This is a genomic window from Parvibaculum sp., assembly GCF_045863935.1.
GTDB lineage: Bacteria > Pseudomonadota > Alphaproteobacteria > Parvibaculales > Parvibaculaceae > Parvibaculum.
Map to the genome: position 1 here is coordinate 20,971 of NZ_BTVP01000003.1, position 17,343 is coordinate 38,313.

18 protein-coding genes are annotated in these 17,343 nt (G+C 64.4%); 11 read left to right on the forward strand and 7 right to left on the reverse strand.

Going from position 1 to position 17,343, the window contains the following annotated elements; translation table 11 throughout:
- Positions 1–39: 39 nt before the first annotated feature.
- From ACKUUH_RS02130 to ACKUUH_RS02145, 4 genes are all read right to left on the reverse strand, one after another.
- Entirely contained in the window at positions 40–1,011 is a 972-nt protein-coding gene (locus ACKUUH_RS02130) for an alpha/beta fold hydrolase (RefSeq protein WP_407948201.1), read from the reverse strand.
- 39 nt (positions 1,012–1,050) lie between these two features.
- The gene (locus tag ACKUUH_RS02135) at positions 1,051–2,565 is read right to left on the reverse strand and encodes an FAD-dependent oxidoreductase (protein WP_407948202.1); all 1,515 of its coding nucleotides are present in this window, start codon (positions 2,563–2,565) and stop codon (positions 1,051–1,053) included.
- Between the two features lie 113 nt (positions 2,566–2,678).
- On the reverse strand, positions 2,679–3,062 hold the full coding sequence (locus tag ACKUUH_RS02140) for a DUF423 domain-containing protein (protein WP_407948203.1): 384 nt from the start codon (positions 3,060–3,062) through the stop codon (positions 2,679–2,681).
- Positions 3,063–3,125: 63 nt separating this feature from the next.
- Positions 3,126–4,091, reverse strand: a complete 966-nt coding sequence (locus ACKUUH_RS02145; protein ID WP_407948204.1) for an NAD-dependent epimerase/dehydratase family protein — start codon at positions 4,089–4,091, stop codon at positions 3,126–3,128.
- A gap of 151 nt (positions 4,092–4,242) precedes the next feature.
- Between ACKUUH_RS02145 and ACKUUH_RS02150 the strand changes: the two genes are divergently transcribed.
- The 9 genes from ACKUUH_RS02150 to ACKUUH_RS02190 all read left to right on the forward strand — a co-directional run bounded on the left by ACKUUH_RS02150 (position 4,243) and on the right by ACKUUH_RS02190 (position 12,146).
- The gene (locus ACKUUH_RS02150; protein WP_407948205.1) at positions 4,243–4,419 is read left to right on the forward strand and encodes a rubredoxin; all 177 of its coding nucleotides are present in this window, start codon (positions 4,243–4,245) and stop codon (positions 4,417–4,419) included.
- A gap of 125 nt (positions 4,420–4,544) precedes the next feature.
- Positions 4,545–5,816, forward strand: a complete 1,272-nt coding sequence (locus ACKUUH_RS02155; RefSeq protein WP_407948206.1) for a cytochrome P450 — start codon at positions 4,545–4,547, stop codon at positions 5,814–5,816.
- A 16-nt stretch (positions 5,817–5,832) separates the two neighbouring features.
- Positions 5,833–6,006 (forward strand): rubredoxin, encoded by a 174-nt coding sequence (locus tag ACKUUH_RS02160; RefSeq protein WP_407948207.1) that lies wholly within the window; start codon positions 5,833–5,835, stop codon positions 6,004–6,006.
- Between the two features lie 150 nt (positions 6,007–6,156).
- Positions 6,157–7,266 (forward strand): hypothetical protein, encoded by a 1,110-nt coding sequence (locus ACKUUH_RS02165; RefSeq protein WP_407948208.1) that lies wholly within the window; start codon positions 6,157–6,159, stop codon positions 7,264–7,266.
- A gap of 4 nt (positions 7,267–7,270) precedes the next feature.
- Positions 7,271–8,317, forward strand: coding sequence for a phosphotransferase family protein (locus ACKUUH_RS02170; RefSeq protein WP_407948209.1), 1,047 nt, complete (start codon positions 7,271–7,273; stop codon positions 8,315–8,317).
- Positions 8,314–8,763 (forward strand): hypothetical protein, encoded by a 450-nt coding sequence (locus tag ACKUUH_RS02175; protein ID WP_407948210.1) that lies wholly within the window; start codon positions 8,314–8,316, stop codon positions 8,761–8,763. Before ACKUUH_RS02170 ends, ACKUUH_RS02175 begins: the two co-directional genes overlap by 4 nt.
- Before the next feature lie 223 nt (positions 8,764–8,986).
- Entirely contained in the window at positions 8,987–10,192 is a 1,206-nt protein-coding gene (locus ACKUUH_RS02180; protein ID WP_407948211.1) for an MFS transporter, read from the forward strand.
- Positions 10,182–11,039 (forward strand): TauD/TfdA dioxygenase family protein, encoded by an 858-nt coding sequence (locus ACKUUH_RS02185; protein ID WP_407948212.1) that lies wholly within the window; start codon positions 10,182–10,184, stop codon positions 11,037–11,039. The genes ACKUUH_RS02180 and ACKUUH_RS02185 overlap by 11 nt, the downstream gene beginning before the upstream one ends.
- A gap of 96 nt (positions 11,040–11,135) precedes the next feature.
- On the forward strand, positions 11,136–12,146 hold the full coding sequence (locus tag ACKUUH_RS02190) for a zinc-dependent alcohol dehydrogenase family protein (protein WP_407948213.1): 1,011 nt from the start codon (positions 11,136–11,138) through the stop codon (positions 12,144–12,146).
- Between the two features lie 6 nt (positions 12,147–12,152).
- Here ACKUUH_RS02190 and dgcA read toward each other — a convergent pair whose 3' ends face one another.
- Positions 12,153–13,139, reverse strand: coding sequence for an N-acetyl-D-Glu racemase DgcA (dgcA, locus tag ACKUUH_RS02195; RefSeq protein ID WP_407948214.1), 987 nt, complete (start codon positions 13,137–13,139; stop codon positions 12,153–12,155).
- A 106-nt stretch (positions 13,140–13,245) separates the two neighbouring features.
- On the reverse strand, positions 13,246–15,507 hold the full coding sequence (locus ACKUUH_RS02200; protein ID WP_407948215.1) for a CHASE2 domain-containing protein: 2,262 nt from the start codon (positions 15,505–15,507) through the stop codon (positions 13,246–13,248).
- Positions 15,508–15,826: 319 nt separating this feature from the next.
- On the opposite strand from ACKUUH_RS02200, the gene ACKUUH_RS02205 reads away from it, so the two are divergent.
- Together ACKUUH_RS02205 and ACKUUH_RS02210 are read left to right on the forward strand one after the other, a co-directional pair.
- Positions 15,827–16,114, forward strand: a complete 288-nt coding sequence (locus tag ACKUUH_RS02205) for a hypothetical protein (protein ID WP_407948217.1) — start codon at positions 15,827–15,829, stop codon at positions 16,112–16,114.
- A gap of 52 nt (positions 16,115–16,166) precedes the next feature.
- The gene (locus ACKUUH_RS02210; RefSeq protein ID WP_407948218.1) at positions 16,167–16,775 is read left to right on the forward strand and encodes a hypothetical protein; all 609 of its coding nucleotides are present in this window, start codon (positions 16,167–16,169) and stop codon (positions 16,773–16,775) included.
- 36 nt (positions 16,776–16,811) lie between these two features.
- Here the strand turns inward: ACKUUH_RS02210 and ACKUUH_RS02215 are convergent, their stop codons facing one another.
- Entirely contained in the window at positions 16,812–17,216 is a 405-nt protein-coding gene (locus ACKUUH_RS02215; protein WP_407948219.1) for a c-type cytochrome, read from the reverse strand.
- Positions 17,217–17,343 lie beyond the last annotated feature (127 nt).

Here is a 17,343-nt window from a genome sequence, read left to right on the forward strand (position 1 = left end):
CAAGTCACAAAGAAGAGGCCCGGGTGAGGCGGGCAGGGGTCAGCCGAAGCGCCGCTTCAGCCAGTCCACCATCAGGGCGTTCAGCTCCTGCGGCTTCTCCGACTGGGTCCAGTGGCCGCAATCGGGGATGATGTGCTTTTCGAGGTCGGGCACATATTGCTCCATGCCGATGGTCATTTCCGGCCGCAGCACGATGTCGTCGGCCGCCGAGATCATCAGGCTCGGTGCGTCCACCTTCTGCGCTTGGCCCTCGCTCATCTCCCAGTTGCGCGTGAAGTTGCGATACCAGTTGATGCCGCCCTCGAAACCCGAGGTCTCGAAGGCGCGTGTGTAATAGTCGAGTTCCTCCGCCGTCAGCAGCCGTTCGCCGATCCAGGTGCTCTCGTCCGTCTCGAAGCTCTTCAGGAAGGAGAAGTTCTTCTGGTCGGCCGGCAGCTTGTCGAAATCGGCGAGCTTCATCGGGCTCTTGCGGTACCAGAAGCGCATCGTGCGGGCGACGTCCTTCTCGAAGATATTTTCCGCCACGCCGAAATTCTGGAAGAAGACGATGTACATGTCCTCGCCGAAGGCCATGCGCATGCCGGCGATCGGGTCGATGGGGCCGCGCGGCATGAAGGGCGTGTTGACGCCGATGACGCCCGCCACGCGGTCGGGATGGCGGAGCGCCATCTGCCAGACCACGATGCCGCCCCAGTCATGTCCGGCGAAGATCGCCTTGTCGAGACCGAGTGCGTCGAGCAGGCCGGCAAGATCGTCGGTGAGATGCGCGACATCGTAGAGCGGCACCGCGTCCTTGCCTTTCGGTCCGCCGGTATAGCCATAGCCGCGCATGTCGGGCGCGATGGCGCGAAAGCCCGCACCTGCAATGGCGGGAAGCTGATGGCGCCAGGAATAGGCGATCTCCGGAAAGCCATGGCACATCACCACAGGCACGCCGTTCTTCGGCCCCTGTTCGTAGACGGCCATGCGAATTCCGTTTGTGTTGACGTAGTGCGGCTCCGGAAATGTCATTGCCGGTTTCCTCCGTTTTCTTTTCCAGTGTTCCTGCCGTCAGGCGGATTTCAGCCGCTCGGAATCCGCCGTCGGCGAGAGGCCGAGCGAGGTCAGCATCTCGCGGCGGCCCGGTCCGAGTTTCGGCGGATAGAGATCGGCGTTGCGCTTCTTGCCGCGTGCCCAGGTGGTCAGCACCTTCGACACGTTGCGCGGGTCGCGCAGCCATGTGTTCGGCGGATCGACCATGTGGAACGAGCGCATGAAGGCGCGCAACAGCTCCACATCGCCGCGAATGGCGGGCAGGATGGCGTCCTCGGCGAAGCTCTTGATGAGGCGGGCCTTGACGCCTGGCTTGTAGTCGGGGTCGAGCGCATTGCGTGCACGCTTTGCCGCCGCGAGGTCCTGCTTCACCATGTCGTCGTAGTGCTGGCGAAGTTCCTTCGCAAGGCATGCATGATAGAGCCGCGCGCGTTCGCGCATGTCGTTTGTCCTGTCGAGTATCTCGGCCAGCCCTTCTGCCGCGACGCCTGCGAAGGAGCAGCCTCGTCCGTAAAGCGGGTTCGTCCGGATCACGCTGTCGCCGATCGGGAAGAAGTTGAGCACGCGCGGGCTCCCGTCCTTCGTCATGTGGCGCCAGCGGCTGATGAGTTCGCCCATGCCGAAGACACGGCTCACGGGGTCGGACGTTTCGCCCGATGTCCATTGCGCGATACCGGGAAGCTGCGCGCAGATCGCATCGAAGGTCTCCGGCCGGACGATGGCGCGGCGAAGCTCCATCTCGATTTCGGGCACGGCGAGCGTGATCGAGAAGCAGCCATTATCGGCGGGGAAGAGGCCATACTTGATGAAGCCGAGGTCGCCCGCGCCCGGCACCTTCGTGCGGGCGGGCTCGTCCACGCCATCGCGCAGCCGGTAGTGTCGTGTGAAATAGAGAATGCCCGCGCGTTCGGCTTCCTCCGTGATGCCCGCGCCGCGCTCGTTCAGCCAGTCGATGATCTGGCTGTTCTTGCCGGCGGCGTCGATCACGATGTCGGCGAGCCAGTCCTTCGTTTCGCCGTTCCGTTCGGCCTTCACGCCGGTGACGCGGAGTGTGCCGTCGGCCGTTTTCTCCGTCAGCACGTCGCGCACAAGCGTGCCGGTCTCGAAGCGAATGTTCTGCTGGCGGCCGGCATAGCGGCGCAGGATATATTCGAGCGTCGTGCGGCGGCTCGTCAGGATCGTCATGTCCTTGTCGCCGGGCACCGCCTTGTACCTGTCCTTGAGCGCGATCGGCAGATTGTCGGAAAAGCCGATCTCGCGGCATCCGGCATCCAGCAGTTCGCGCATGAGATCGGGATAGTGGTCGCGGATCAGGATGTGAAGCCGGGCGAGGAAGGCGTGGCTGTGGCGCAGATGGCCGACGCCCTTGCGCTCCCAGCTCTTGAAGGCTTCATCGGCCGAAGCCTCGGGCGGGGGCGGGTCGCGTTCCAGCACGGTCAGCTCGCGGCCCTTGCGCGCCAGTTCCAGCGCGGTCCAGAGCCCGGCAATGCCGCCGCCGACCACCAGAATGCGTTCGCTCTCCGCCGCGCTCATCGACGCCTCCTCCATCTGCTCGCATCCGGCTTACAGAAAAACTAGACCATGGTCTAGTAAAATAGGAAGGGGTCTCGCGCCTGTCCAGAGCCGCTTTTGTGAAGCTTTGTCTCTCAGCCGCCGGGCGTTCCGCGCAGCGCCCATCCGGCAACCGCGAGCGACAGCCAGCCGATGAGAAAGGCAACGCCGCCCACCGGCGTAATCATGACGAGCGCCCGGCTGCCGGTGAGACCGAGATAATAGAGCGAGCCCGAAAAAAGGATCGTGCCCGCGACGAAGGCCCAACCGGCGACGCTTGCGAAGGTGCCGCCGCCCTGCGCCGCAACCCAGGCAACGGCGAGGAGGGCGAGCGCATGATACATCTGATAGCGCGCCCCGGTTTCGAAGACGGCGAGTTCCGCCGGGCCGACCCGCGCTTGCAGCCCGTGTGCGGCGAAGGCGCCGAGCGCCACGGAGAGAAAGCCGCTCAGCGCGCCGATGGTGAGCCAGAGTTTCATGCGCGGGATCCTCGCTTTGGTTTTTGTCTCCGTCCCGCAGTCTACGCTCAAAGCCGCGATTTGCTAGCGAGAGGCTTCCAGTGCGGCGAGACCCGCCTCGCGCGTTATGACGGGCTCATAGCCGAGTTCGCGCCTTGCCTTGCCGATCTTCAGCGTGCAATCGCGCGACATCAGCGCCGCCGTGTGCGGATCGAGCGGCGGCGGGGATTTCCGGAACGTCAACTTCCACATCCAGTCCATGACGTGCGCCGCGCCGCGCGCCAGCCATCCGGGCATGTTCTTGTCCGGCAGGGAGAAGTTCGCCGTCTTCGCCATCCTTGTCAGCATGTCGCGGAAGGAGATCGGCTCGCCGCCATCGGTGATGAAATAGGCCTCGCCGCCATTGCCCTTTACGAGCGCGAGTTCGATGGCATGAACCACATTGTGGATATGCACCGTGTCGGTCACGGCATGGCCGCCGCCGATCCAGGCGAAACGTCCTGTGTCGACCATCTCCTTCAGAGCAGGCAGCAGCGTTTGGTCGCCCGGTCCCCAGATGAACCGGGGTCTGAGCACGATGGTCGTGAGGCCGTTTCCGTTTGCCGCGCACACCGCCTTTTCCGCATGGGCCTTCGTGCGGGGATAGGGCAGTGGCGAGTTGAAGGCCATGGGTGCCGTTTCGTCGAGATCGTTCATCGCCTGCCCATAGAACAGTGCGGCCTCGGTGCCGATATGGACGAAGCGTTTGACGCCCGCCTCGCGCGCCGCCTTCAACAGGCGCTCCGTACCCGTCACATTGATCGCCCAGAAGTCCTTCATCCGGCCCCAGGTTTCCACCTTCGCCGCGCAATGCACGATGGCGTCGACATCTTTCAGCATGGCCGTCGTGACGCTTCCCAGATCGCCGCGCACCGGCGTTGCGCCTGCCGCCCTGATGGCTGCGTCGGATTTTTCAGAGCGCGACAGCGCAAGCACGTCATGCGCTTCGCTCAGTTTCCGCGCCGCCGCGCCGCCCACGAATCCCGACGCACCCGTAATGAATATGCGCATGCCGCCCTCCCATTGGCCGGAGAGGTCGAAATGACCGGTCCGGGAATCCCGGTCATATTGGCGGTGCAGGCAGGAATGACAAGGCGCGTGGCTGCAAACAACGTAGCGTCACGCTAGATTTATCCTTCACACGCGCCAGAGGGAGGTCATCATGGCGGAGCCCTGGAAGAAGTGGCAATGCGCGACCTGCGGTTTCATCTATGACGAGGCAGAGGGCTGGCCGGACGATGGCATCGCCCCCGGCACGCGCTGGGAAGAGGTGCCGGCGGATTGGGTTTGTCCCGATTGCGGCACGCCGAAGGAAGATTTCGATATGGTCGAAATCTGAGACGTAGCGTCACCGCGCTTTTTCGCAGAAATCCGCGGTTTTTGCGGCGGTTTGCCGCTTTAGAAGCTTTTGCAAAAGTCCATATCGTTATTGTGGGTTTAACGCTCGCAGCAGAAAGAACGGTCATGATCCCGCAGGAAATCGCCCAGACCATTATCGACCCCAAAGCCTATGCCGATGGCAAGCGCGTCGACGACGCCTTCAGTTATCTCCGCAAGGAGATGCCGTTCGCGCAGGCGCAGCCGGAAGGCTTCGATCCCTTCTGGGTCGTGACGAAACATGCCGACATTCTCGAAGTCGAGCGGCAGAACGATCTCTTCCACAATGGCGACCGCGCCACCGTCGTCACGCCCATCGAAGTCGACAAGAAGGTCCGTGAACTGATGGGCGGCTCGCCGCATCTCGTGCGCTCGCTCGTGCAGATGGACAACCCCGACCACTTCAGCTACCGCCGCCTCACACAGTCCTGGTTCATGCCGCAGAACCTGAAGAAGCTGGAGGATCGCATCCGTGAAATCGCCCGGGGTTTCGTCGACCGCATGGCGGATATGGGCGGCACATGCGACTTCGCGCGCGACGTCGCTTTCCTCTATCCGCTGCATGTCATCATGGAAGTGCTGGGCGTGCCGGAAACCGACGAGCCGCGCATGCTCAAGCTCACGCAGGAACTGTTCGGCAGCGCCGATCCCGACCTCAACCGAAGCGGCGCCGAGGTGATGGATGCCGACGCCGCGCTTGCGCAGATCGGCGCGACGGTTGGCGAGTTCATCGCCTATTTCAACGAAATGACGGAAGACCGCCGCGCCAACCCGCGCGACGATCTTGCCAGCGTCATCGCCAACGGCAAGATCGAGGACAAGCCGCTCGGCCATCTCGAAGCGATGTCCTATTACATCATCGCCGCGACGGCGGGTCACGACACGACGTCGAACACGACGGCGGGCGGGCTCTGGGCGCTGGCGGAAAATCAGGATCAGCTTGCGAAGCTGAAGGCCGATCCCTCGCTCATCTCGAGTTATCTGGAAGAATCGATCCGCTGGGTGACGCCGGTGAAGCATTTCATGCGCACGGCGACCGCCAGCGCGGAGGTGCATGGCCAGAAGATCGCGAAAGGCGACTGGCTGATGCTCTCCTATCCGTCCGGCAATCGCGACGGCGATGTCTTCGCCGATCCCTTTGCCTTCAAGGTCGACCGCTCGTCGAACAAGCATGTCGCTTTCGGTTACGGCGCGCATGTCTGTCTCGGTCAGCATCTCGGCCGCATGGAAATGCGCATTCTCTGGGAAGAGCTTCTGCCGCGTCTCCAGAGCCTCGAACTGGCGGGCGAGCCGAAGCGCATGGCGGCGAACTTCGTGTGCGGGCCGAAATCGGTGCCGATCCGCTACCGCATGAATTGAAGAGGGGCCGTCCGCGATGACCGCTTACAAGACATGGCAATGCATGACCTGCGGCTTCATCTACGACGAGGCCGAGGGGTTGCCCGACGAGGGCATCGCGCCCGGCACGCGCTGGGAGGACATACCGGGCGACTGGATATGTCCTCTCTGCGGGACGCCGAAAGCCGACTTCGAGATGATCGAACTCTGATCGTCGGGCCGTTGCCGCCGCGTCATCCGGTATCCGGATGACGCGGCGTTGACCCGCCCCGGCGGCGGGGCCATTGTTGCGCCATCAAAACAAAAACACGCAACCGGCGGTACAAGCCGGAGCGAGCCCGAAAACGGGGAGGGACGCGACATGCTCACCAAGGCAGACGATTTTCCAATTCACCAGACGCCGGAGCCGATCGCCTTTTCGGGCACGGACCGGAACTTCTACGACCGTTATTTCTTCAACGGCTACACGAAGGGCGGCGACGTCTATTTCGCCGCGGCGCTCGGCGTCTACCCGCATCTCAACATCATGGACGCAGCCTTCAGCGTCATCGTCGATGGCGTGCAGCACAATCTGCATGCCTCGCGCTTCCTCAACATGGAGCGCATGGACACATTTGTGGGGCCGATTGCCATCGACGTCGTGGAGCCGCTGCAGGTCTTGCGCGTCCGCGTCGCGGAGAACGAGCACGGCATCAAGGCCGATCTCACCTTCACGGGCCGTGCGCCCGCGCTCAAGGAGCCGCGCTTCACGCGCCGCAACGGGCCGCGCACGCTGATGGATATCACGCGGCTCACGCAGAACGGCACGTGGGAAGGCTGGATCGAGGTCAAGGGCAAGCGCATCGAGGTGACGCCCGCCAGCTATTCCGGCACGCGCGACCGCTCCTGGGGCGTGCGCGGGATCGGCGCGTCCGACCCGCAGCCCCTCGTGCCGCCGATGCCGTTCCAGTTCTTCTGGCTCTGGGCGCCGCTCAATTTCGAGGACAGGATCACGCTGTTCCACGTCAACGACGACGAGCAGGGCGATGCGTGGAACCTTTCCGGCGTCATGTGCCCGCTCGGCCGCGACGCGAAGCCGGAAGAGATGGACCGCGTCAGCTACGAGATCGGTTACGTTTCGGGCTCGCGCCACGCGAAGTCCTTTTCGATCTTCTTCGAGACGCGCAGGGGCGAGAAAACCCGGATCGACCTCACGCCGAAATTCAATTTCTACATGCTGGGCATCGGCTACGGGCATCCCGAGTGGAGCCATGGCGCGCACAAGGGCGACAATGCGCTCGGCTACGAAGAGTTCAAGCTCTCCGACGTCACGAGCTACGCGCCGCCGCATCTCCACATCCAGGCCTTCTCGGAAGCCGTGATGACCTTGCCCGACGGTTCCACGCGCAAGGGTTGCGGCATTCTCGAGCAGCTCGTCATCGGGCCGCATGCGCCGTCCGGCTTCAAAGACATTCTCGATCCGGCGAAGTGAGGGGATGGCGATGGAAGACCTTGCCCGCCGCGTCGCGGCCTATCTCGCGCACCGCATGCCCCATGCCTCCAACATCGAGGTAAGCGGCATCTCGCGCATTCATGGCGGCGCCAGCCGCGAAACCTTCCGGCTTCATGCAAGCTGGGAGGAGGGCGGCGCGAAGGCGGAGCGTCCGCTGATCCTGCGCCGCGATCCCGTCGCGAGCTTGATCGAGACGGAACGCGACCTCGAATACAACGCCTACCGCGCCTTCCATCCGACGGGGCTTCCCGTTCCCGAGCCGCTCTATCTCGAAACCGATCTCTCATGGCTCGACAGGCCCTTCTTCGTCATGGAGCAGATCGAGGGCTGTCAGGCGGGATCGCCCTTCAACGCGGAGCCCTATGGCGAGTTCGCGGAGAAGATCGGCCGTCAGTTCTGGACCCATCTCGGCCATATCGCCGCCGCCGATCCGCATGGCATCGGCTTTGCCGCGAGCATGGACCCGATTGCGCCGGACGAATGCTGGGCGCGCGAGCTCGAGAAGTGGGAAAAGGTAATCGACGAGGACGAACTCGAGCCGCAGCCCGTGGCGCGCGCCGCGATCCGCTGGCTCAAGCGCAATCCACCGCCGCCCGCCGAAAAGATTACCGTCGTGCATGGCGACTATCGCACGGGCAATTTTCTGTTCGACGCGGAAGGAAACATTCGCGCCATTCTCGACTGGGAAATGTGCCATCTCGGCGACCCGCTGGAAGACGTCGCCTGGGCGGCCGATCCGCTCTGGGCTCACGAGCGGCCCGAGCGTCCGGGCGGCATGATCGCGCGCGACGAGGCGATCCGCCTCTGGGAAGAAGCGAGCGGCCTCAAGGCCGATCCCGTCCGGCTGCGCTGGTGGGAGATATTCAACTCGCTGAAAGGCCTCGCCATCTGGATTTCGGCGGGCAAGGAATACCAGACGGGCGCGAACCGCGACCCGGTTCTCGCCTTTTCGAGCTGGTATTGCACCGACGTTCACAACCGCGTGCTGGCGCGCCGGCTCGCCGAACTCTCGAAGGAGGGCCGCGCATGAAACCCGATGTCGGAACCGTGATGCAGGGCTTCTTCGGAACGCTGCTGGGCGATATCGCTCCTCATCTCACCGCCGAATATTCCATGGGCAATGTCGGCATCATGGGCATGATGATGTTCATGACGGCGGAGGAATATGATCGCGCCGCCGATATTCGCGCCGCCGAGAATGCCGAGCTGCGCTCCCTCTGTTCCCATGCGGCGACGCTCGTCGCCGATGATGCGCTGAAGGCGAAGCTCGCCACGGCGGCGTCGGAGAAGGAGGGGTCGCTTCGCATCGGCGAGCTCAATGCCCGCAATGCCGCGCTTGCCGGTCTGCTGATCGAATTGCAAACCCATGTCGAGGCGTCGGACGCGTCATGGGCGCCGAACCTCGAAGCCCGCATCTGGGACCATCTCGTCGCCGCCACCGAGCGGCGCAAGCTGCCGCTGCCGTCCTTCGGGTAGGGGAGATTTGGCTTCTCACTGTTAGGTCATGACCCGGCCCTCCTTTAAAATCATTTGGCGGGTCATCCACGTCTTTCTTTCCTTCCGTCCGTGCCGTCAAGACGTGGATGGCCCGCATAAAGCGGGCCATGACGGATGAGAGGCAGTAGGGTGACGAGCCCCTTCCCATGACACCGCGCGCCGCGCTATCACTCATGCGCACGCCCTCGGGGTTTCCCTTTCCATGTCTCTCGCCATCCGCCTTGCGACCGTCTACGGCACGATGTTCCTGTTCACGGGCGTCTATCTGCCGTTCTTTCCGGTCTGGCTGAAATCGAAGGGGCTCGACGCGGGCGAGATATCCCTCGTCGTCGCGCTGTCGCTCTTCCTGCGCATCGTGGTGAGCCCCTTCTTCGCCTCCGTTGCCGACCGATTGGGCGACCGGCGCCGCGTCGCGCTCTGGCTCGCCTGGGCCTCGCTTGGCTCCGCCGCGCTGTTTCTTTTCGTCGAGGGCTTCGGGCCGATCCTTCTCGTCGCGCTCGTGCTCAACGCCGTCTTCCCCTCGATTTCGCCGCTCGTCGAGACGATCGCGATGCGCGCGCGGATCGAGGAGGGCATGAATTATGGCCGCGTGCGCCTCTGGGGCTCGATCACCTTTATCGCGGCGAGTGCCGGCGCGGGCTGGCTTCTCGAATGGAACGCGCCTTCCGTCGTCGCAATCTGTCTCGTCGCTGCGCTCGTCTGCAATGTGGCGGGCGTGTCTCTCCTGCCGCGCATTCCGGTGCCGGTGCGCAAACCCGCCCGGCACGGTGAAAAGCGGTTCGCCGCCATCCTCGAAATCGGGCGGCACCCGGTCTTCGTGCTCTTCGTGCTTTCGGCGAGCCTCACCCAGGCGACCCATGCGGTCTATTACGCCTTCGGCTCGCTTGCCTGGCAGCGCCAGGGTTATCCGGACACGGTGATCGGCCTCCTGTGGGCGACGGGCGTCATCGCCGAGATCGTCCTGTTCTACATTTCAGGGCCGTTAATGGCGCGGTTCGGCGCCGTCCGCCTCGTCATGCTGGCCGCCGCTGCCGCCGTCCTCCGCTGGACGGTGACGGCGCTCAATCCGCCGGTCGCGCTTCTCTTTCTCATGCAGCTACTTCACGGGCTCACCTTCGGCGCGGCGCATCTCGGCGCCGTCCAGTTCGTCGCGCAGGCGGCGCCGCCCCGCCTCGCTGCCACCGCGCAGAGCCTCTACGCTGCCATGGCATCCGGCGTTATCATGGGGCTGGTGACAATCGGCATCGGTCCCGTATATGAAGCGCTTGGGCCCCACGCCTATTTCGCGATGGCGGGGGTGGGCGTCGTGGCGCTGCTCGGCGCCTTCATGGTGGGACGGCGCTGGCATGGCGAAGTCCTCGCGCCCGAGGAAGACGGTCTGGAAAGGCAAGAAGAACATGGCAATTGAAGTCATCCCGACAGGCGCGGCGCTGGGCGCGGAAATTCGCGGGCTTGACATGTCGAAGCCGCTCACTGGCGCGGAGTTCGAAGCGGTGCAGCAGGCCTGGTACGATCACATCGTCCTTCTTTTTCGCGGACAGAAAATCACCGACGACGATCTCATCGCCTTCTCGAAGCATTTCGGCGAACTCGATATCGCGCCCGCAAGCGCGACGGACATGGCGGGCAGCCAGGCGAAATCGCGCCCGGAAATCTGGATCATCTCCAACGTGGTCGAGAACGGAAAGCCCATCGGCGCGCTTGGCGACAAGGAAGCCGAGTGGCACACCGACATGTCCTATGTCGCGGAACCGCCCATGGCGAGCGTGCTCCATTCGCGCGAGATTCCCGCCGTCGGCGGGGATACCAGCTTCGCCAACATGTACAAGGCGCTGGAAGAACTTCCCGCCGATCTGCGTGCCGCCGTCGAGGGACGCATGTGCAATCACGATGCAAGCACGACGAGCGTGGGCGAATTGCGCGCCGGTGCGGACGCCGTGCTCGACGTGCGCACGGCGCCGGGTGCGAAGCATCCCATCGTCGCCACGCATCCGGTGACGGGCGGCAAGTCGCTCTATCTAGGCCGCCGTCTCAACGCCTATATCGAGGGCTATTCGGTCGAGGAGAGCGATCGGCTTCTCGACCGGCTCTGGGCGCATTGTGCGAAACCGGAATTTTCGTGGACGCACAAATGGAAGGTCGGCGACCTTCTCATCTGGGACAACCGCTGCGCCATTCATCGCCGCGACGGTTTCGACGGACGCGAGCGCCGTGTCATGCATCGCACCCAGATCAAGGGTGGCGCGCAGCGCTGACGCGCCGCCTCCCTTGCGTCAATTTTCTCCCGTTTGACATTGCCGGCAGTTGCGCCAGTTTCTGCTGCAAAAGCAATTTCAAATGGAGGAACCGACATGCGCGCGCTGGTGCTCGAGGGCAGTTTCGGAATCGAAAATCTGAAGCTCAAGGAACGGGACGTGCCGAAGGCGAGGCCGGGCCAGGTGGTGCTGAAGATGAAGGCCGGCTCGCTCAACTACCGCGATCTCGCCACTGTCACCTTCGGTGGCAACCCCAACCTCCTGCCGCTCGTGCCGCTGTCGGATGGCTGCGGCGAAGTCGTCGAGGTGGGCGAGGGCGTCCGGCGCCTCAAGAAGGGCGACCGCGTCGCGCCGGGCTTCTTCCAGGGCTGGCTTGCGGGCGGTCCCGTCGCAGAGCAACTCGGGCCGACGGCGCTCGGCAGCCCCATCGACGGTTGCGCGCAGGAATACATGGTTCTCTCGGCGGAGGGCATGTCGAAGGCGCCCGCCAATCTTTCCGACGAAGAGGTCGCCTGTCTGCCCTGCGCCGCGCTTACCGCCTGGCGCGCGCTCGTCGTCGAGGGCAATCTCAAGGCGGGCGACACGGTGCTCGTGCAAGGCACGGGCGGCGTGTCGATCTTCGCGCTGCAATTCGCCAAGGCGATGGGCGCGCGCGTGATCGTCACCTCGTCGTCGGACGAAAAGATCGAGCGCGCGAGGAAGCTCGGCGCGGACGATGCGATCAACTACAAGCGAACGCCGGACTGGGAAAAGGAAGCGCGCCGTCTCACAGGCGGGCGCGGCGTCGATCATGTCGTGGAGGTTGGCGGCGCCGACACCTTCCCGCGCTCCATCATGGCGGCCCGCGTCGGCGGCCATGTCGCCGTCATCGGTATCCTGACCGGCCTCAGCAAGGATGTGAACGTCGCGGCGATCTTCGCGCAGAACCTCAAGATCAGCGGCATCACGGTCGGCAGCCGCACCCATTTCGAGGAGATGTCGCGCGCCATCGAGCAGAACGACATCCATCCCGTGATCGACAAGCGTTTCCCGCTCGCCGACGCGCAGGAAGCTTTCCGCCTCATGCAGGGCGCGTCGCATTTCGGTAAGATCGTGTTGAACATCTGAGGGCGTTCAGCCCCAGAGCTTGCTTTCGGGCGGATAGACGAGGCTGCCTTCGTAGCGCAACGAGGGCTCGCGGTCCTGCGCCAGCAGCAGCGGCCCGTCGAGGTCGACATAATCCGCCTGCTGTGCGGCCAGCATCGCGGGCGCCATGGCGAGCGAGGTCGAGACCATGCAGCCCACCATCACGCGCAGGTTCCGCAGCTTCGCGCAGCGGATGACGGCCAGCGCCTCGGTCAGGCCGCCCGTCTTGTCGAGCTTCACATTGATGAAATCGTAGAGGCCGACGAGACGGCGCATGCCTTCGAGCCCATGCGCGCTTTCATCGGCGCAGAGAGGGACGGGGCTTTCGATCCCGCGCAGAACCTCGTCTTCTTTGGCGGGCACCGGCTGTTCGATCAGCGACACGCCGAGCCGCGCGAATTCATGCGCCAGCGGCAACACGTCTTCGGGCTTCCAGCCCTCGTTCGCATCGACGATGAGCGCGGCGTTCGGCGCGCCCGCGCGCACGGCCTCGACGCGCGCCACGTCTTCCTCGCCGCCCTGTCCGAGTTTCAGTTTCAGGATCGGCCGGTGCGCGGCCGCCTTCGCCGCCTCGTGCATTTCTCCGGGCGCGGCAAGGCTCAGCGTATAGGCGGTGGTCCGCGCCCGCGGTGCCCCAAGGCCCGCGAGTTCCCAGGCGGGTTTGCCCGCGAGCTTCGTTTCGAGGTCCCAGAGCGCGCAGTCCAGCGCGTTCCGCGCCGCGCCGCGCGGCATGACGCGCTGCAGCTCCGCCCGGCCCATGCCGTCCGAGATCGCCGGCTGCTGCGCCTTGATCGCCGCAACCACGTCCTTTTCGTTCTCGCCGTAGCGCGCGTAAGGGACGCATTCGCCGTAACCCGTCAGCCCGTGCTCGCTGACGCTCGCCACCACCACGCGGGCCTCGGTCTTTGCGCCGCGCGAAATGGTGAAGGCCCCGGCAATCGGCCAGGACTGGATTTCGGCAGTGATCTCGCGCATCGGCGTCTTTCTCGTTCCCTCGGGCAATATGGGGAAGTTGGCGCGCGATGATGGCTTTTGTGTGCGCTGTCTCCAAGCCCCAAAACGGGACCCAACGCATACTGGATCAGATACGGCCCGCGAAGAAGGCGCCGTTCCAGTGTTCGCCGGGCGGGTTCGCCTCATAGGCCGCGATCCGCGCCTCGTAGAAGTCGTAAAGCGTGGGGATGGCGCCGTTGAGCTTGCGGCATTCGGTAATGGCCGCCCGGGCCTCCGCCCAGCGCTGGTTGCGATAGGCCGAGAAGATCAGCGTATGGGCTTCCTGCAGGGCGCGGAACTTCGGGTTCGCCCGCATGATCGGATCGCCGAGCAGCGCGAAAACGCGGCGGCCTTCCGGGTGGCGAGGCGTCGAGACGAGGTCGATTTCGAGAAGCGCATAGCGGTCGCCGACGGCGCGCTGCGTGCCTTCGCCGACGATGATCGCCGGTCCGTAATGTTTCGCATTTTTCTGCAGGTAAGCGCCAAAGCTCACCGGCTCGCCAAGCACGCCATAGTCGAAGCGCTGGATCGCGCCCATATTGCCGGTGATCGCGGTGCCCGTGTCGATGCCGATGGAAAGGCTCAGCGGCACATGGCTCAGGTGCTGGCGGCGCGCGTCTTCCTCCAGGAATTCGTTCAGCGCCTCGAGATTTTCCACCATGCGCAGCGCCGCATCGCAGCCCTTCGAGGCATGGTCGGAGGCGTCGAGCGGCGCGTTCCACACCGCATAGAGCGCATCGCCCACCGTCCGGTCGATCATGCCGTTCCGGTCCTGCACGATCTTCGTCATGGGCGAGAAGAAGCGGTTCAGGATGTCGGCATAGGCCGTCGGGTCTTCCAGGTAGCGGTCGGAAATGATGTTGAAGCCGCGCAGCCCCACGACGACCGACGTCACGTCGCGCAGCGAGCCTTCCGCCCGGATCATGCGCGGGTTCGCCTTCACCCTGGCAAGTCCCGATGAGGACAGGCGGCGGGCGAACTGCGTCTCGATGAAGCGGATTTCGTCTTCCGTGTGCAGCCGCATCATGAGCGCGCAGGTGAGGGCGGCAGCAAAAAGCGTCACGCCGCCAAGCGCGGGATCGATCAGCCAGCGATGAGTCTCGAAAGCCCACCACGAACCGTAAGCCGCTCCGCCGGCGAGCACGAGCGTCAGCGCAACACCCCAGCGGAAACGGAAGCGCCGCACCACGAGGATCACGAGCACGCCCGCGAACAGCGTGAAGACCTGTTCGGCAACGGAGGCCCAGCCCGGCCGCGTCAGGAAGCTTCCGTCGAGGATCTGGTCGATGGCGTTGGCGGCGATCGCGCCAGACGCCATGCGCACGCCCGTCGGCGTTCCATACATGCGCTCGGAGCCGTTGGCCGACACGCCGATCAGCGCGATGCGGCCTTCGATGGCGGCCGGGTCGGCGCGGCTGGACAGAATCTGGCCGGCGGAGATGCGGTGGCGCGTCGTCTTGTCGCCGAAATAGAGAACGAGGCTACCGTCGCGCAGTGTTTCGGCGGCAAACCCGGTGCCGTCGATGAGGATGCGTTCGATGCCCGGCTCGATCTCGAAGGAAAAGCCGTTGTCGGGCGTCGCCACCTGCACGCTGTAGCCCGCGCCGCCCTTCGCCACGCGCAGCGCCTCGAGCACGTTCGAGGGGTATAGCGTCCCGTTGAGGTCGGTCAGCATCGGCAGGCTGCGCACGGTCGTGTCGTGACCGAGATTGGGCAGGGTGGCGCCATTGCCTTTCGCCGCGGCCTCGAAGGCGGGCAGCGTCGCGCGCCAGGTCGCGTAGGCGTTCAGATAGTGGCGCGGGTCGCCGCCTCGCGGCGAGATCGTCGCCGGGCGAAGCGGGGCATGGGCATTCTGGAAAGCGGTCTTGCCGGGCACGAAGGAGACGACGGAAGGCGTCGAGGCAAGAAGCGCCGCAAGTTCGCGTTCATAGTTCGGGAGCCGCGTCAGCGATTGCCCGAGGCCGCCCAAGGCATCGTCCGCCGGCAGCGGCGCCCAGAGCCGCAGCAATTCGCTCGATGCGGTCGGGTCCGCATCGGCCAGCGGCATGTCGATCAGGATGGCGCTTGCGCCCGCGCTCTGGACCCGCTCCATGAGATCGTCGAGGCGCTTGCGCGGCCAGGGCCATGCGCCATAGGTCTTCGCCGTTTCGGCGTCGATGTCGATATAGACGGCATGGGGACCATCCGGCCCGGCCTGGCGCGGCAGCAGGTACTGGTAGAGATCGAAGACCTGATTCCGCAGGAAACTGCCCGTGCCCTGCGGGTCGTAGATCGACACCGCGAGGCTCAACACCAGCACGAGACCGGGAAGGATCGCTGAAAGTCTGCGGAATGCAGGTGTCGGATTCATTCTTCTCTACTCATCCCGCGCCGGACTTTGTGTGCGCGGAGTTGCCCCATATTGAACCTGTTGCACCTCTCTTGTCCCGTTCCGGAACAGGAGATGGAACCCTCATGCCCTTCGCTGCAGCTTCCGTTCCATGAGCGATGGCATCCGGATTCGGGAGCTTTCGGCGGCCTTTTCCACGGCGTTTTCCGTTTCGTCTCCGGAACCGCGGGCCGGGACGTCCGTTAACTGCAAACCGGAAGGCGAGAGCAACAAGGGACTGGCGAAGGGGGGGTGCCGCTCGCGATGCGCTGCGCGGGCGTAGACAAGAACAGGAACAAGGATGCCTACCACACTTCTTTCCAATGCCACCGAGGTCGATCTTGCGGACCTCGTGCCGCCGGGATCGGTCACGGCGATGCTGCGCGTCACTGTCGAGCCTGCCAATGCCGGCGTGCTCATCTATGTCGGTCCCGACTACGAAATGCCGATCATTGCGAACGGTCCCGTCTGGGAAGGGCACGTCGAATGCGAGCCGTCGCGCATTTACGTGCAGGGCGTCGGCGATCCTTCCCCCCAGTGGTCGGTTGAATATATCGGGCAAGCCGAGCGCGCTGCCGCAGCTTCCTGATCCGCTTTCTATCGAGCTGATACCCCGAAACCCCAACGAGGCGAGAACCATCATGGCGAAGAGCAAATATGACGAGGCACAGCTTCACGAGCTTCTCTATCAGGCGCTCGAGACTGAAGCGGGTGGCATTGAAATCTACGAGACGGCGGTTTCCTGCGCCGCCAATAGCGACCTGAAGGAAGAATGGCAGGGCTATCTCAAGGAGACGCGCGGGCATCACAAGACGTTGCTGGGTGTCTTCGAGAAGCTCGGGCTCGACCCGGAGGCGCAGACGCCCGGCCGCAAGGTCGTCGCGCATCTTGGTCAGTCGCTCGTAAAGGCGATGCAGATGGCGCGCGCGGAAGGCGATGCGGACGCGGCCCAGCTTGTCGCGGGCGAATGCGTCGTGCTCGCCGAAACCAAGGACCATCTGAACTGGGAACTGATCGGTCACGTCGCCGGGAACAGCACGGGCGAAACCGCGCAAATCCTGAAGGAGGCCTACGAGGCGGTCGAGCAGGACGAGGATCATCACCTCTATCACACGACCGGCTGGACCCGGGAACTGTGGATCGGCGCGCTCGGCTTTCCGGCCGTCGTGCCGCCGCCGGAAGAGGTCAAGAACGTCGAGACGGCCATCGGCGCCGCCCGCGCGGAACATGCGCGCGGGGAAATGCTCTGAAACTTTTTACCGGAGGTATGGGGCCGGCAGCCGGGTTTACTCGGCGCCGGTCTCGCTCTTGAGATAGGCGATCAGGTCTTCGCGATCGTCTTCCTTCTTGAGACCGGGGAAAGCCATCTGCGTGCCGGGAACCATGGCGGCGGGCTTCTCGAGATAGGTGTCGAGCGTTTCCTCGCTCCAGACGAGACCGTCCTTGCCGTGCTGGATCATCGCGTCGGAAAACTTGAAGCCTTCCTTCGTGCCGACGGTACGGCCGAACACGCCGTGGAGGTTCGGGCCGATGCGGTCGGGGCCGCCTTCTTCAACCGTGTGGCAGGCCTTGCAGCGGGCAAAGATCTTCTTTCCCTTGGCGATATCGCCGCCATCGTCGTCTGCCAGTGCCGCTCCGGACACCGTCATGACGAGAGCGAGCGCCGCCAGACCTGTGAAAATGCCACGCATAAGAACCTCCTGGAAAACTGTATCGGTCGAAGCCCCGTCCTGTGCCGGGGCGGATCGAAACCTAACCTAATCCGCCGCAAAGGAAAGGGCATGCGACAGACTGGCGCGGCACGCGCTTGCCGTTGTC